9 protein-coding genes and 1 pseudogene are annotated in these 16,361 nt (G+C 32.4%); 6 read left to right on the top strand and 4 right to left on the bottom strand.

What is annotated here, in order from left to right:
* Positions 1 to 6: 6 nt before the first annotated feature.
* The 6 genes from ACPDHL_RS12310 to ACPDHL_RS12285 all read left to right on the top strand — a co-directional run bounded on the left by ACPDHL_RS12310 (position 7) and on the right by ACPDHL_RS12285 (position 8,323).
* The gene (locus ACPDHL_RS12310) at positions 7 to 1,533 is read left to right on the top strand and encodes a DndE family protein (RefSeq protein WP_430533059.1); all 1,527 of its coding nucleotides are present in this window, start codon (positions 7 to 9) and stop codon (positions 1,531 to 1,533) included.
* 46 nt (positions 1,534 to 1,579) lie between these two features.
* Positions 1,580 to 2,320, top strand: coding sequence for a hypothetical protein (locus tag ACPDHL_RS12305; protein WP_430533058.1), 741 nt, complete (start codon positions 1,580 to 1,582; stop codon positions 2,318 to 2,320).
* Between the two features lie 6 nt (positions 2,321 to 2,326).
* On the top strand, positions 2,327 to 2,947 hold the full coding sequence (locus tag ACPDHL_RS12300) for a hypothetical protein (RefSeq protein WP_430533057.1): 621 nt from the start codon (positions 2,327 to 2,329) through the stop codon (positions 2,945 to 2,947).
* A gap of 26 nt (positions 2,948 to 2,973) precedes the next feature.
* Positions 2,974 to 3,501 carry a hypothetical protein gene (locus ACPDHL_RS12295; protein ID WP_430533056.1) on the top strand — a complete coding sequence of 176 codons (528 nt, stop codon included), beginning with the start codon at positions 2,974 to 2,976 and terminating at the stop codon, positions 3,499 to 3,501.
* 1,002 nt (positions 3,502 to 4,503) lie between these two features.
* Positions 4,504 to 7,077: an AAA family ATPase gene (locus tag ACPDHL_RS12290; RefSeq protein WP_430533055.1), complete on the top strand. Its 2,574-nt coding sequence runs from the start codon at positions 4,504 to 4,506 to the stop codon at positions 7,075 to 7,077.
* A 7-nt stretch (positions 7,078 to 7,084) separates the two neighbouring features.
* Positions 7,085 to 8,323: an McrC family protein gene (locus tag ACPDHL_RS12285; protein WP_430533054.1), complete on the top strand. Its 1,239-nt coding sequence runs from the start codon at positions 7,085 to 7,087 to the stop codon at positions 8,321 to 8,323.
* A 50-nt stretch (positions 8,324 to 8,373) separates the two neighbouring features.
* Here ACPDHL_RS12285 and ACPDHL_RS12280 read toward each other — a convergent pair whose 3' ends face one another.
* The 4 genes and pseudogenes from ACPDHL_RS12280 to ACPDHL_RS12265 all read right to left on the bottom strand — a co-directional run.
* Entirely contained in the window at positions 8,374 to 8,862 is a 489-nt protein-coding gene (locus ACPDHL_RS12280; protein WP_430533053.1) for a DUF6998 domain-containing protein, read from the bottom strand.
* Between the two features lie 83 nt (positions 8,863 to 8,945).
* On the bottom strand, positions 8,946 to 9,347 hold the full coding sequence (locus tag ACPDHL_RS12275) for an SMI1/KNR4 family protein (protein WP_430533052.1): 402 nt from the start codon (positions 9,345 to 9,347) through the stop codon (positions 8,946 to 8,948).
* Positions 9,348 to 10,258: 911 nt separating this feature from the next.
* A complete protein-coding gene (locus tag ACPDHL_RS12270; protein ID WP_430533051.1) occupies positions 10,259 to 12,676 on the bottom strand; it encodes a hypothetical protein in 2,418 nt (805 codons plus the stop codon).
* A gap of 19 nt (positions 12,677 to 12,695) precedes the next feature.
* A pseudogene (locus ACPDHL_RS12265) lies at positions 12,696 to 16,304 on the bottom strand (hypothetical protein); the annotation flags it as partial.
* Positions 16,305 to 16,361: the final 57 nt, after the last annotated feature.

Below are 16,361 nucleotides of genomic sequence, written 5' to 3'. Positions count from 1 at the left end.
AAAGCTATGGCAGATAGATTATATACAGCACTAAAAACAGATGAAATAATTAGTTCGTTAAGAGCGTTTTCAAAATTAGATAAGGCAACAATTGCTCGTATTGCTTTTACATATTCCATTTCTCTAAAGGGTAAAGAGATAGCAAATAGCTCAAACTTTTCTGGAGGTGAAATGAAACGCACATCATTTTTTGGTAATGATGAATTGTTCATTAAAACTATAATCAAACATACCTACAGTATAACGAATATTGAAGAAAACGATTTATACAGTAATAAATCAATCATTAAAAATCACATTGATGATGGTGCAATTTTACTTTGGGAATTATTCACTAAGAATGGTGAAGATATCAATCGTTGGTACTTAGAATTAGTTTCTACAATAAAAATGTCAAGTAACAAGAAGGTAAAAGCAAAAGACTTAGATATTTTTATTGGAAGAACTGTTTTAAATAATCAAGAATTGATTCTTAATTTAAATGATACAACAAAACACGCAAACTCTCATTTAGCCATAATGGGTAAACCAGGGGTTGGTAAAACTCAATTCTTATTAAAGCTTTTAGCTGATATTAGAGTACAATCAGATTATCAAACCAATTTCATATTCTTTGATTACAAAGGGGATGTAGTGGATAATCAAACATTTGTAGATGTAACGAAGTCTCGCACTTACAAATTAATGCAAGGAACGGAAACATTACCTATTAATCCATTCCTATTAAATTCTTATTCAGATCAAGATATTCAATTATCAGCAAGAGAAAAGGCTGAAAGTTTTGCTTCGATCAATGCTAAGTTTGGTCCTGTACAAAAGGGAACTTTAACCGAAACAATAATGGCAGGTTATCAAGCAAGAGAAAAGCAATCAAATCCTTTCCCTGATTTTAATGATATTCTTCAAATTGCTCTAGCATCATACGAAGAAGAAGGTAAGAAAGACGATACTTTAATTGAAATTCTAAGAGATTTAGCCAATTTTAATCTATTCTGGTCGCACGGTTCTTCAATTCCTCCTTTAGAGAAAGTGAGTAATCGAACTATGATTATTGATTTACATAAAATGCCTGTTTTAAAAGAATTGGTAGGTTACTTAATCATTGAAAGATTGTATAAAGAAATGGCTTCATTACCTGATAGTGAAATAAAAGACGGTAGAAGAACGATTCGTACAATTTTAGTAATTGATGAAGCACATAATTACTTAGGTCAAAAGAATATATTCTTGGAAAAAATTATTAGAGAGGGTAGATCGAAAGGTATTGTAGTATTCTTTGCATCTCAATCGCCACAAGATTACCAACAAAAATTCTTTAATTTCCAAGAATTATTAGAGTTCTCATATATTTTCCAATGCGAGGGAGCAAGTGCCAAAGCATTACAAGACATTTTGGGTTGTAGCCCTAAGACAGCTAAAGACCTTCAAACTGAAGTAGCAAGATTAGAGCCTTTCCAAGTTATATGCAGAAGTAATTCAAACACTGAAGAATATTCCAAATTTTCAGGTGAAGCATTTTATAAGAATTATTAGATTTCTTGTTTATAGGTGTTTTACGATTAGCTAAAAATTTAAAAAAATGCTGCAAGCAATAAAGAATAAGAAAGCAGGACGTAATTTTAAAGGAACAGAGATACAATGGAATACTTTGTTTGAAAGCTCTGAGGATTCATTAACTTCTTCTGTGGTAGGTACACTCTTGTATCTACCACATACCACATTATGGACTATCTTAAACCAAGCTATTGGATACAGTATTATGTCTATAGAGGAACCTATTGAAGATTTTATCTTTTGGCCTTCGTGGTCTTCGGAATACACTGATAATACAAATTTTGTAGAACCAGATGTTTTTATACAAACTTCTAATTACCATATTATAATAGAGGCTAAGAAGGCTGATGGAGGAAGACAAAATGAGCAACAATGGAAACAGGAGTTAATCTCCTATCAAAATGAATATTGTGATGTGAATAACAATAAAGATGTTATTTTTATAGCTTTAGGAGGAGTTTCTGAAGATAAAAAAGTACCTATAGAGATAAGTAGTTTTACAAAAAAATCACTTCCTAATAATTATCAATGTGAGTTTACGGTTACACAATTACAATGGAAGACACTCCTAAAAGCATGTTTAAATCATAAGTATACATTAGAGAGTATCAATGATTATAACAATCACGCTACACTTCGAATCTTAAATGATGTTATAGAATATTTTGAAATACATAAAATATATCGTTTAAAGCATTTTATAGATATAACTTATTCAGAGTATCGAGTTAAGGATTACAAATTGTCATCTTTTAAATTAATATAAAACACTATGAATCAAGAACACTTAAATAACTTTTTATTAGATAGCAGAAAATCGTTCCGTAATCTTTATATATACATAGATAGAGTAAAAGATATCATGAAATATATTGACTCAATTCTAGAAGGACACAGTTATATATCTGGACACACTCAATTTAGTAATATTGCAACTGATAAGACTAGAGCGCGATTAAATAAATGGGCTTGGGACTGGTTACCAATGTATAATTATGAATTCCACTTTGGAGTTAATACAGAAACAAATATTAGTTTTTCTATAATAACAATATCAGATACAGGTTTCTATGACACTTCAAAGAAAACCAAATTGGATATTGACCAATTTGGCGATGTAAATCAATCAGTGTCTAAAGTTATATTCTGTATAGGTAAGAATAATTGGTTTAAAAATAAAGATACAAAAGAAGACTTAGAATTTGAAGCTATATATAGCACTCATAGCAATGAGTACGATGGTATCATTAATACATCAGAGTATATTTATGCTTCTGCTTATAATCTAAATAGTTTTTTAACTAAAGAAGATATAAGAACTAATCTTGAAGATTTCATACAGAAATGTACTAATAAAAAGATCGATTCCATTGTAATTAAAAATGGGCTATAGGAATAAGAAAGTGAAAAATATTGGTTATGATTAATAAAATTAAAAATAAAACATTAAGTTTTATATCAAGAAACCCTGGAAGAATATTCTGGGCTGCAATTATTCTTTTAATAGTGTTTTTAATTTTTTACATTAAAATTTTGGATCAAAAAATAGCATCTGCTATTACAGTCGCTCTATTAACCATTTATATAGGAATGATTAAACAAAACTATGATGATGATAAATTATTCCTTGAGTTATTTAATCATTTTAATTCACGGTATGATACTAAATTAAATAAATTATTTAATGATCTACGTCTAAATGACGGAAAAGAAATTAATCAAAAAGACATATTACTTATAATTGACTACTTTAATCTATGCAGTGAAGAATACTTATGGTATAAAAACAAGAGATTACCGCCCGAAATTTGGAGAGCATGGGAGTATGGAATAATAGCTAATATAAATTTAAGACAAGTAAAAAAAATATTTGAAAACGAAAATCAAAATGAAAATTCTAGAAAGTCTTACTATGGTTTTATGGAATATATTGCTGATAAATTATAACATAATCTTACCTATTACACTTTTAGAAACTGTCATATATTAGTCGTTAACCTTTACTTATGATTTAAACCAACTTTTATTAAAGTTATTATCAATAGTAGATAAAGAGATAAAAAAACGATATTAACTCTCACCACATTCACATCACACAATCCTTTTCAACTCCTAATAAATAAACAAAGGAATGTAAGATATTATATCGATAAACAAAAAACTTTCCCTTTTACACCAGAATTTCAATTTGAAGATTAAACCTATAAATATTAAAGCCAAGAGTATGAAAAAGTCCTCCTTGGCTTTGTGTTTTTGATAGATTGTAGTAAGGATTTGCTAAATCTCCCCTGCTTTCCAGTCTTGCGTACAATAGTCAAAATACATTGTTATTGTTCCCCATGTCACCAGTTTAGTTATCAAGTAAGGTACGGGTAAAACCTAAAGATTTATAAAAGAGAATTAACCGATGAAAACTATCTTCATCCCCTTGAGTCATATCGTTCCATACTTCTACTCCCCCATTCCTCTTTCATTTTTTTGAATAAAATAACGCATTAGCACTTTCCCTTATCCGCTTTATTTCGTACCATTCATAAATTCAATTACTTATGAATTAAAAATCAAAACTGAAGAACGGCTACTACCCCCTAGCTAGAAAGCTAATAAATTTGAAACCCCAAAATAGAATAACCTACATCTATTTCCCCCTCTATTATTATCATTCAATACCATCAATTACGCTAATAGCTACTCCAAGATTTCTAAAGCACATTTACTCAAAAAAAGATCTAACTCACCATCATCCATTACATTCTTATCCTATGCTTTCGTATATTTACTTTTTATAAAAATTGACAAACTATTATTTGAATACAATTAAATAATAGTTTATTTCGATTAGAAAAGAAATGCACTTTGACGAAAAACTTAGCTTATAAGATTTTAGTTTAACAAGATGCATCAATCAACGATCACCACCAACAAAAAGATTAGGAAAACGTATTTGTAATGGATTTACAGCAAATAATAGAAAACAAGCGACCAGAACTTACTGCATTACTGGATAAGTATAAAATTCACCTCCAAAATGGCGGATTAAATGAAGAAAAAGACAAATGGTTTTTATTCGAAAAACAAAAAGGTCTTCCAAATTTAAATTCACAAACCATTGTAGATGAACTTGCTTCTTTAAACTACAGTAATTTATTATACTATAATGCCTTAGCTGTCATGAAACATCTAAGACAAGATCGAAAAGAACAATATGCTAGCATTCTACTTGCTTTTTATGATGAACAAAAAAGTTTACAAGAGAGAATCAAAACCTTTGATAAGGACATCTTAGCGCTATATCGCGAATTAATACCTAATCTAGCGCACCATCACGATGAAAGAACTATGTCACTCTTATTGAGCTTTAAATATCCTGAAACCTATTTTCTTTATAAATATTCTTTCTATTCGAGATTATGTAAACTCCTGGGAATAAAAAGTGCTCCCAAGAATAAAAAATATCTTCATTACCTAGAATTAGCAGAACTTATAAAGAATAAATTCATCAAAAGTGATAAGGATCTACATGAGCTCATAAAGAAAAATTTACCAGAAGGAAGCTATACCGATCCTAGTTATAATCTACTAACGCAAGATTTTTTATATATCATGCTGGAGAAAGACAATAGTAATTACGAATTATTTGCTGAAGTTAAAACAGTATTTAATGAACAATTAAATCAAAATCATGGTTTTCCAATAACTGTAGGAAGTAATCACGACAAGAATTTTCAACGTATACAAGATAAATTCGGTCTTATTGGCAGCAATTATATACACTATGAACTTTATTGTGAGAAATCTACGATTTACGTCGATTTACATTTAGAGAATGAAGATCAACCGAAAGAAATAACAGCACTTTTAAAGGAATTATACACTCATTTACTTGATAAAAAGTATGATGAACAGACAATTCTTTGGATTGATTGGGCAAACAAACCTAATCAAAAAAATTATTTTCAATCCATCCGCTATCATAAATCTTTTTCATTAGAGGAAGAAGAAATCACTTCTGTAGAAAGCATACACGAAATGATACAGAGTTTTATTGAGTTCGATAAAATCATAGGTCAAGATATTCGAGATTTTTTGATTCAAAACACCAAAATTAAACTAGAAATTACAGAAAAATATAAGATGGCTAAAAACACACAACACCCTTTAAACCAAATACTTTATGGCCCTCCTGGTACAGGAAAAACGTACCATACCATCAATAAAGCCATTGCAATTGCTAACCCAGAATTTGACTTAACCCAAAACAGAAATAAACTCAAAGAGGAATACAAAAGATTAGTAGACAAAGGACAAATTGTATTCACTACTTTTCATCAAAGTATGACCTACGAGGATTTTATTGAAGGAATTAAACCCGTTATAGAAGAAAATGAAGAAGGAGGAAAAAGCGTTATTTATGACGTAAAAGATGGTATATTTAAAACGATCTCAAAACAGGCACTACAACCTCATTTTAAAAAATCTGAGGAATTAGTTGTCTATACTTTTGATGATGCATTTAACGACCTTGTTTTAGAAGCCAATCAACAATTTGAGCTTAACGAGCAATTATTCTTGCCTATTCAAACCAAAAATCTAGGTTTGAAAATAGTTGGTATTTCAGATAAAGGAAATTTAATTCTAAAGCCCATTTATTCTGATGATGCAAAAGAATATACCGTTTCTTATTCTCGTGCAGAAAAATTACAAAAGGCCTTCCCTGACCTATCTGTTGTACGAAACATAGACAAAGAATTCAGAGCTGTAATCGGTGGTTCAAATTCTACAGCTTATTGGGCTGTATTGAATTACATCAACAATAAAATTAATGGTGGAAAAAAATCACTAGCAACAGATCACTCATTGCCACAAAATCCATATGTCTTAATCATTGATGAAATCAATCGTGGTAATGTTTCTCATATTTTCGGAGAACTAATTACCTTAATCGAAGAAGATAAACGTTTAGGCAATGATGAAGAAATAAAAGTTACTCTCCCCTATTCAAAAGAGCCTTTTGGAGTGCCTTCTAATCTCTATATTATAGGAACCATGAATACTGCAGATCGAAGTGTGGAAGCACTAGATACTGCCTTACGTAGACGTTTTGTTTTCGAAGAAATGCCTCCAAAATATGATTTAAAAGAATTGCAACAAGACCTGTATGGTTATACTGCTTCCGAAATATTAAAAACGCTCAATAAGAGAATCGAAAAATTATTAGATCGCGATCACCTCATTGGCCATGCTTATTTTATCAACAAAGATGAAACAACGATTATAGCTTCTTTCTATAAAAACATTATTCCTTTGCTTCAAGAGTACTTCTTTGGCGATTATGGAAAAATTGGATTGGTCTTGGGCGATGGATTTGTTGAAGCAATTAAAAATGAATCTGTTTTTGCCAAATTCAATTCTGCAGATTCAGGGGATTATTCACAATTTGAAGAAAGAGAATCTTATAAGATAATCGATCACAAAAATAATACGGAAGCATTTGGAGAAGCTATTAACTCACTAATGAACTAATTACACCGTGAATAAAGAAAATAAAATCATCGTTTTTGAACATGAAAAGCGCGTATTTAATTTAAACAATACAGCCGAAAAAGCATTGCATGATGCTTTGGAATTGTATCATGGCGATGGCACTCCGTTCTTTAAACTAATTCGAAACGGTGTGCAATTCAATGAACATGTTGGGGTCATTCAAGTTGGAAAAACAACAATTGAGGTTCTACCTAAAGCCGATCAATCGGGAGAAGAGAAATGGAGAAACCTGTTAATCGGAATGATCAAAACGGTTTGGGGATTTGATGTAAAAACAACGGGGTCTAGCACTCTAAAACTGAAGTCAAATTCAATTTTAGAGCTGTATTTCGAACTATTTATTTCCGAGGTAGAATACTTGATTCACAGAGGGTTAATTAAAAAATATCGCAAATATGAAGGAAATCAAACGACTTTAAAAGGGTCTTTACAATTTTCAAAACACATCGCTCAGAATCTTGTACATAAGGAGCGTTTTTATGTCAGACACACCCTATATTCAACGGAACATATTTTACATGAAATTCTCTTTAAAACGATCAAATTACTAGCTAATACCAATACAAACCCTGCATTGAAGGGCAGGATCGCTTCTCTAATGCTGAACTTTCCTGAAATGAAGGATTGCAAAATCAAGGCACCAACTTTTGATAAGCTTGTTTTTGACCGCAAAAATAAGCCTTATGAAAAAGCAATTGAAATTGCTAAACTATTACTTCTCAATTATCATCCTGATGTGGTCAAAGGAAGAAATAATGTTTTAGCCCTCATGTTTGACATGAATAAGCTATGGGAGCAATTTATTTTTGTAACGCTAAAAAAGAAACTAAAAACACATCAGGTTTCCGCTCAAGTATCCAAAAAGTTTTGGAAACCTATTGAAGGTTATTCCTCTACCCTACGACCTGATATTGTAATACAGCACGATGAATCAAAAGAAATCATTGTCCTCGACACCAAATGGAAGAATATAAACCAGTCGAACCCTTCCTCTGAAGATTTACGTCAAATGTACGTCTATCATCGTTTTTATCGAGCCAATAAGGTAGTTTTACTATATCCTTCAGATAAGCACCTAATTAGAAAAGGAAACTATTTTAATTCAGCTATCCAAGATGAACTATCAGATAAAGAATGTAGCATGATGCAAATTGCTACAGGTGATACAATTCAAACTTGGCAGGAGGAGATTGTCAAAAATATACAAACTTATCTTGGTGTCTAATTCTACTTAAGAACCCAATCATCGTGTGCATTGAATATACGACGTTCTTTTTATCCTTTTATTAATGATTTAAAGGCTTTAGTTAAATCAATAACATTAACATGTTCAAGCAAGTTCTTATTCGTCGTTAGAATATGCCCATTTTGATGTTTATTACTTTTTGATAAGGATTTAGCATCTGCTACATTTAACTCAATTGCTTTAAGTATCCCTCCCTGCTTATCAAATATCACAACAACTAATAAATCAAAATCCCAACTTCTAAATACGTTTAAACTAGTAGATTTAATTTTATCTAGTTTTCTAGATTTAACCTGAATAAGTTTTCCTTCTTTCGTCTCTACATCTGCACTTTTACATGAAGCTGATAATTGTCTACCTTTATAATAATTCGCAACTAAAAGTTCTGCAAATTCTCCCACTTCATTCGCAGTCCCTCCCATCGCCTCAACTAATGCAGTACTTGTCTTATTATATTTTTTCCAAAGCGCAGCAAGCTGTTTAAATTCAATACTCATATTTAACGTTGTTTTTTTCATTCTTTTGAAAAGTACAACTATAATTACAATTAAAACTAATTATTCTGCTTCATAAATAGAAAAGACAAACAAAAACTCCTTTTTTATTCATTAAGTAAATCCTCAATACTATCTGCCACTTGTTTCGGAATCCCTTCCTCATGCCACCAAGCATAAATCACCTCACTCAGTTGTTTTTCATTATCAGTTTCTGGTAGTAGGATTAGATGATCTCCACTCCCATTGGAAGCAATAGCTATTGCATTAGCCGGAAAATTGCGCCACTCTTTGGCTTGTTCCGTTTCTAAACCAATATGATTACACGTACGACTCATTCTTTTTTTATCCAATCGATCAAAAAAAGGATATAGCTGCCAATCATCCTCTTTGGTTGATAGCTCTCCCCCATTCTCTTGCATCATTTTTGCTTTAAAACGATTGGGAAACAAAACACCTAATTCGTCTTCTGTTTGTATAATATATTTAGATTCAATTGGAAAAGGCATAATCTTTATTTTTTTAATGAATGGTTATTTACTCACTTGTAAATATAGCAAAGTATTTTTGATGTAATTTCTTTCTAATCTAGAATGAGGTAAAAGGAACTTTGACTTAAATTTATTAGATAAAATGTCATAAAAAAAGAAAACTATTCATTACAGTATATCCACCAAACTCCCCCATTCCCTCCGATAAATCTGTTAAAAAAACATAGTTGATTTTCGTTTGAATTATTTTGAAAAAAGTGTTGTGTAAAAGCAAGCAAAATCGGTGTAACCCCCTATGAATGCTAGGATGTAAATTATTGTATCGCGAGGTTTAACATTTTACTCGATGAAACGATTAAAAAAAAGCAAAATACACTCCTATCTATTATCAGATAAACAATTATCTCTTTTGCTTGTGTAAAACTTATCATCATTCAAAAATACCAAGAAATAGGAAGGGATTATAAAAAAAGTAGTTAGAGGTCATATTAGGCATCAAATATACTTATTTATAGCACTAAAATTTGGACATCCTTAGGTCAATCGCTCTTCTAATAGGCCTTTCCAACTAATAAAACCTTTGTTGTCATTTGAATAATCATGGACAATTCTTGAAAAATTAATAGGATTAGTATCTTAATGGACTATTTGAAGGAAAAACACGTTCTATTTAATTCATAAAATACCACCTATCGGGTATAAAACATTAAATTTAACACAAACTATACCTGAAAGGGTATTGTTTCTTTTTTTTATATTTATACCTAAAAAGGTATAGATATGGACTCAATACAAGTATTTGTAAAACAAAAGCGAAAAGAATTAAAGCTTACGCAAGAGGATTTAGCACTATAATGATTTATTTAATACAAAAAAAATAAGCTTGATTAAATCAAGCTTATTTTTTTAATTGTTCTTCATTATATCCACTATGGAACTATATAATCTACATTTGTATTCTCTTGTACATATTGGATAGCCCAAGTCATAATATTAGCGTATAAAATACTATTATAAACCAAAGTACCTCCATTATATGCTTTAGAGATTGGCAATCCTCCTGCTGTCATAGCAGCTGGCCAAATAGTTGTCGAACTATTAGTAGCATCACCAGAGGTCCATCCAGAATCACCAACATAAATATATCCTAGTGTATTGTGCTTAATCAACCAAGAACGAGAAGTATTACCTTGTTGATGAGAAAAGCTAGTATATTCATTCGAAAAACCTGTTACGTAATAAGAATTATTCACATCACTTCCTCCTGCTTTATTTCGAATGTCTCCAAAAGGCCCATTTAGCAATATATTATCTATATTTAAAATTGGATTAATATAGGTGGTTCCAGTTCCTGATACAGCAGTAGTTGCAGAGTTTGCTATTGCATTAATTAAATTTCTAGCCCCTGTAGCATCATTCTCTTGAGAGTGAATCAATACACCTTTCTTATTTTTAACAAAGTCTTCTAAAATGGCAATCGATGCTGCTGATGGTAAGTAATTATAACCAATTACAATTACGTCAATTTTATTATTATTGATGTTATTTCTCAATGTAGCTCCTTGTCCTGTACCTCCATTAACAATCGTAATACCATCTACTTGAACTTTTCCTGTAGGTCCAAAATTCGCAGGTGATTGTAATATAGCTCTTGTACTTTGCGTATTACTAGCCGTTCCAGGTTGATAGGTACCACCTCCTAATCCAAGGACATTTATTTTGCGATAAACAAACTCTACATTTTTATTACATGTATTACTTCCTAAACTACTATTTGATGTAATTGTAAATCGATGAGTACCTCCTGTTAGACCTGTACCTGAAGCTTGTAATGTTACATCTTGTGTACCGCTCAAAGTAAATGTACCGCTTGCTGAGAACGTCACTCCATTTACTGTATTGGTAGATATAGTATAAGCACCTGGATATTGAACGTTTACACTTAATGTCATTGTATTCGTAGCATTCATGGCTATATTAGGAGCATACGTTCCATTTACCACTATAGTAGAACAAGTTAAACTATAAGCTACAGGTTGTCCTGTTATTGTAACATCAAATCCACAAGTAGCAACCATACCTGGTGATGCATCTAAAGTAAAGGTATTTACACCCGGAGTAGTTGGTGTTCCAACAGCTGTTAATACAACATCCCTCTCACCTAGTGAATCAAAAGAAAGTGGCCCTGAAGTGAAATAAATACCGCCCACAGTATTTGTACGAATTGTGGTTTCACCAGTTGCTTGTACATTAGCCTTTATCGTTACTGTATTAGAAGCTGTCATAGCTTCATCTTGTTTATACACTCCAGCAACAATTGCTTGAGAACAGTCTACGGTATACTTAATAGCTTGTACTACAACTTGAACACCCGTACAACTTGTACTTGTACCAGCATCAGAATTTGAAGTCAAATTAAATGAATTTGAGCCTGAAACTATTGGTGTTCCAGTTCCCAATAATTCTATGGTTTGAGGACCTCCAATTTGCGTAAATGTCCCAGATCCTCTAAATGAATAACCATTGACTGTATTAGTTGATATACTCCAATATCCTACTGATTGCACGTCAACCTCTAAAACAATCTTATTATTCCCATCTAACGATCTACCGATCATATAGTCACCTTGAACTATTGCACCATTACAATCTATTTCGTAGCTAACACTTGCTTTGTCTACAAAAACATACTTAGTAACACATGTACTAGGCTTATTGTTTAATGAGATAGTCAATAAATCTCCATTCTCACCAACATTATAGCCCACATTAGGAGTTCCTACTCCTTCTGCAATCAAAGTATATGTTCCTGAGGTTGGGAAAGTTCCTTTAGTTGAAAAATAATAACCATTATTTGTTGCAGCTAAAATATCATAGGTACCTGCTTGTGTTACTGTTACAGGTATAGTCAAATAATTTGAAGGTTTCAAATATTCTCCTTGTTTAAATGTTCCATTTACCGTTATCTCTGAACATTGTATTGAACTAATTTCAAATACAGCTGGAGGCGGCGTACCACATAAACTCAACCAGGTATCTTGTACTTCACTCCAATAGTTAAAACAGCCTGTTGTTTTATTGTAAATCAATAAACCATCAGTTCTATTGGCAACTGCAATTGCATCTCTTTGTTGTGTGGTCAATCTTGGAGTCAAAAATCCTTTATTAACACTTTCTAGTTCAAGTATTACTCCCAAACCAGGTATAGCAGCGGATCCAGAAATAGTACCATCTTTAATTTTAGTCATATTAGTTTGGGCCATACTGGAAAAGATACCTATAAAAAGGATCAGTAGTAATGAAATTATATCTTTCATTCCCTTGTATATCGTATTATTATAACGCATAATTAATAATTTTAAAAAGTTAGTTTTTGTGCATGAAGTCTAGAAGCATTTTCTCTAATTGCTCTACTTTTTGTTGAACATTTTGGTTAACTTGCTCTAATTGCTCTACTTTTTTCTGAACATTTTGGTTAACTTGCTCTAATTCTTTAATTCTTGACTCCTTTTCCTCTAATTCTTTATTTTGCTCAATAATATGCAAATACAATTCTTCTGTTTTTTCTAAAAGTTGAATTGATAATTCTGAAACATTAAAAGAATAGCCGTCCTCTGATTTACTCAATTCATGAATAGGCGTTATCCCAGGTAAGTGACGATTTTCTTTAATAAAATCTTCAACAGCATCTAAACCTTTAAAATTATAATCATATTTTAAAGACGAATATCCATCAAAATATTTTTCAAACACATAATCTGCATAGTAACTATTTACAGCTGTGATACTTCCATTTACTCTTAACTTCTCATTAGGAGCGCCAGATGGTTCAGTAAAGCCAATTCCAACCCATCCTTTAGTATAAATATCAGCTGTACTACTAGTAGCGACATTATGTGTTGAGGAATCCAACCAAGGATGTTTATTAATTGATTCGATTTCAATCGTATGAATAATTCCATCCTCATCTGTATATAATAAAGAATTGGTCGCTGCATCAAATTCCAACTTAGTTAACGATTCTCCATCACCAACTAAATCTGTTAATTTTAAGTTAGTAACTTCCCCTTTTTCATTTTTATAGGTTAATACATGCTCCATTGGATCATAAACCAAGGTAGTTACTGTCTCTGTTCCTTTCACTAACACTTTAATATCGATTGGATGTAGATCTCCCGCTTCATCTTTGTAGGTTAGCGTATAAATATCAACAATTTCTCCACTCTCCTCGCTCTCTTGCGTTACTATATTTTCAAGAACCGTTAACGTTTCACTAGACTTAACTAAAGCAGGAATATCTACTACTACTGGGACATTAGCCTCATTCGTATACGTCAGAACTCCATTTGCATTTGCTAGGGTTGTTACTGTTTCATTAGCCTTAATGATTGTAGACATATCCAAGGTAACTGTATCTCCATCTTCATTGACATACGTAAAGGAATTTCCGTCATAGTGAACGTTACCCCCTACGTTTTTAATAATGTTGTTGATGATTTCCTGTACATCTGTTTGGTTGATGATATCTTCAAAGTTGTTGATCACATCTGCTTGTACATCTATCACAACTGCTACACCTGCCTCATTGGTATAGGTGTATTGTCCGTTACCTGATGGATCTTTTACTAAAGTAGTGATGGTTTCATTCGCCTTGATAATCGTTGACATATCCAAGGTTACTGTATCTCCATCTTCATTGACATACGTAAAGGAATTTCCGTCATAGTGAACGTTACCTCCTACGTTTTTAATAATGTTGTTGATGATTTCCTGTACATCTGTTTGGTTGATGATATCTTCAAAGTTGTTGATCACATCTGCTTGTACATCTATCACAACTGCTACACCTGCTTCATTAGTATAGGTATATTGTCCGTTACCTGATGGATCTTTTACTAAAGTAGTGATGGTTTCATTCGCCTTGATAATCGTTGACATATCCAAGGTTACTGTATCTCCATCTTCATTGACATACGTAAAGGAATTTCCGTCATAATGTACGTTACCCGCATTCTCTGTAAGGTATTGATTTAAAATTTCTTGAACATTCGTATTATTAATAATGTCTTCGAAGTTGTTGATCACATCAGCCTGAACATCAATTACTACAGCTACACCCGCCTCATTGGTATAGGTGTATTGTCCGTTACCTGATGGATCTTTTACTAAAGTAGTGATAGTTTCATTCGCCTTGATAATCGTTGACATATCCAAGGTTACCGTATCTCCATCTTCATTGACATACGTAAAGGAATTTCCGTCATAGTGAACGTTTCCTCCTACGTTTTTAATGATATTATTGATGATTTCCTGTACATCGGTTTGGTTGATGATATCTTCAAAGTTGTTGATCACATCTGCTTGTACGTCAATCACAACTGCTACACCTGCTTCATTGGTATAAGTGTATTGTCCGTTGCCTGATGGATCTTTTACTAAAGTAGTGATAGTTTCATTCGCCTTGATAATCGTTGACATATCCAAGGTTACCGTATCTCCATCTTCATTGACATACGTAAAGGAATTTCCGTCATAGTGAACATTTCCTCCTACGTTTTTAATGATATTATTGATGATTTCCTGTACATCTGTTTGGTTGATGATGTCTTCAAAGTTGTTGATAACATCCGCTTGTACATCTATCACAACTGCTACACCTGCCTCATTGGTATAGGTGTATTGTCCGTTGCCTGATGGATCTTTTACTAAAGTAGTGATAGTTTCATTCGCCTTGATAATCGTTGACATATCCAAGGTAACTGTATCTCCATCTTCATTGACATACGTAAAGGAATTTCCGTCATAGTGAACATTTCCTCCTACGTTTTTAATAATATTGTTGATGATCTCTTGAACGTCGGTTTGGTTGATGATCTCTTCAAAATTGTTGATCACATCCGCCTGAACATCAATCACAACTGCTACACCTGCTTCATTGGTATAGGTGTATTGTCCGTTGCCTGATGGATCTTTAACTAAGGTGGTAATCGTTTCATTCGCCTTAATTATTGTTGACATATCCAAGGTAACAGTATCCCCATCTTCATTAACATACGTAAAGGAATTTCCGTCATAGTGAACGTTACCCCCTACGTTTTTAATAATGTTGTTGATGATTTCCTGTACATCTGTTTGGTTGATGATGTCTTCAAAGTTGTTGATAACATCCGCTTGTACATCTATCACAACTGCTACACCTGCCTCATTGGTATAGGTGTATTGTCCGTTGCCTGATGGATCTTTTACTAAAGTAGTGATAGTTTCATTCGCCTTGATAATCGTTGACATATCCAAGGTAACTGTATCTCCATCTTCGTTGACATACGTAAAGGAATTTCCGTCATAGTGAACATTTCCTCCTACATTTTTAATGATGTTGTTGATGATTTCCTGTACATCTGTTTGGTTGATGATGTCTTCAAAGTTGTTGATCACATCTGCTTGTACATCTATCACAACCGCTACACCTGCTTCATTGGTATAGGTGTATTGTCCGTTACCTGATGGATCCTTAACTAACGTGGTAATAGTTTCATTGGCCTTAATGATTGTGGACATATCCAAGGTAACCGTATCTCCATCTTCATTGACATAGGTAAAGGAATTTCCGTCATAATGTACGTTACCCGCATTCTCTGTAAGGTATTGATTTAAAATTTCTTGAACATTCGTATTATTAATAATGTCTTCGAAGTTGTTGATCACATCAGCCTGAACATCAATCACAACTGCTACACCTGCTTCATTGGTATAGGTGTATTGTCCGTTACCTGATGGATCTTTTACTAAAGTAGTAATGGTTTCGTTAGCTTTGATAATCGTTGACATATCCAAGGTAACTGTATCTCCATCTTCATTGACATACGTAAAGGAATTTCCGTCATAGTGAACGTTACCCCCTACATTTTTAATAATGTTGTTGATGATTTCCTGTACATCTGTTTGGTTGATGATCTCTTCAAAGTTGTTGATCACATCTGCTTGTACGTCAATCACAACTGCTACACCTGCTTCATTGGTATAAGTGTATTG

Source organism: Myroides sp. C15-4, assembly GCF_050522745.1.
Taxonomy (GTDB): Bacteria; Bacteroidota; Bacteroidia; order Flavobacteriales; family Flavobacteriaceae; genus Flavobacterium.
This window is presented reverse-complemented; position numbering and strand designations above follow the sequence as displayed.

Bases quoted from the DNA above. Each gene is read 5' to 3' on its own strand.
- ACPDHL_RS12310 (WP_430533059.1), top strand. From the start codon at position 7: ATGGCAGATAGATTATATACAGCACTAAAAACAGATGAAATAATTAGT.
- ACPDHL_RS12305 (WP_430533058.1), top strand. From the start codon at position 1,580: ATGCTGCAAGCAATAAAGAATAAGAAAGCAGGACGTAATTTTAAAGGA.
- ACPDHL_RS12300 (WP_430533057.1), top strand. From the start codon at position 2,327: ATGAATCAAGAACACTTAAATAACTTTTTATTAGATAGCAGAAAATCG.
- ACPDHL_RS12295 (WP_430533056.1), top strand. From the start codon at position 2,974: ATGATTAATAAAATTAAAAATAAAACATTAAGTTTTATATCAAGAAAC.
- ACPDHL_RS12290 (WP_430533055.1), top strand. From the start codon at position 4,504: ATGGATTTACAGCAAATAATAGAAAACAAGCGACCAGAACTTACTGCA.
- ACPDHL_RS12280 (WP_430533053.1), bottom strand. From the start codon at position 8,862: ATGAAAAAAACAACGTTAAATATGAGTATTGAATTTAAACAGCTTGCT.
- ACPDHL_RS12275 (WP_430533052.1), bottom strand. From the start codon at position 9,347: ATGCCTTTTCCAATTGAATCTAAATATATTATACAAACAGAAGACGAA.
- ACPDHL_RS12270 (WP_430533051.1), bottom strand. From the start codon at position 12,676: ATGCGTTATAATAATACGATATACAAGGGAATGAAAGATATAATTTCA.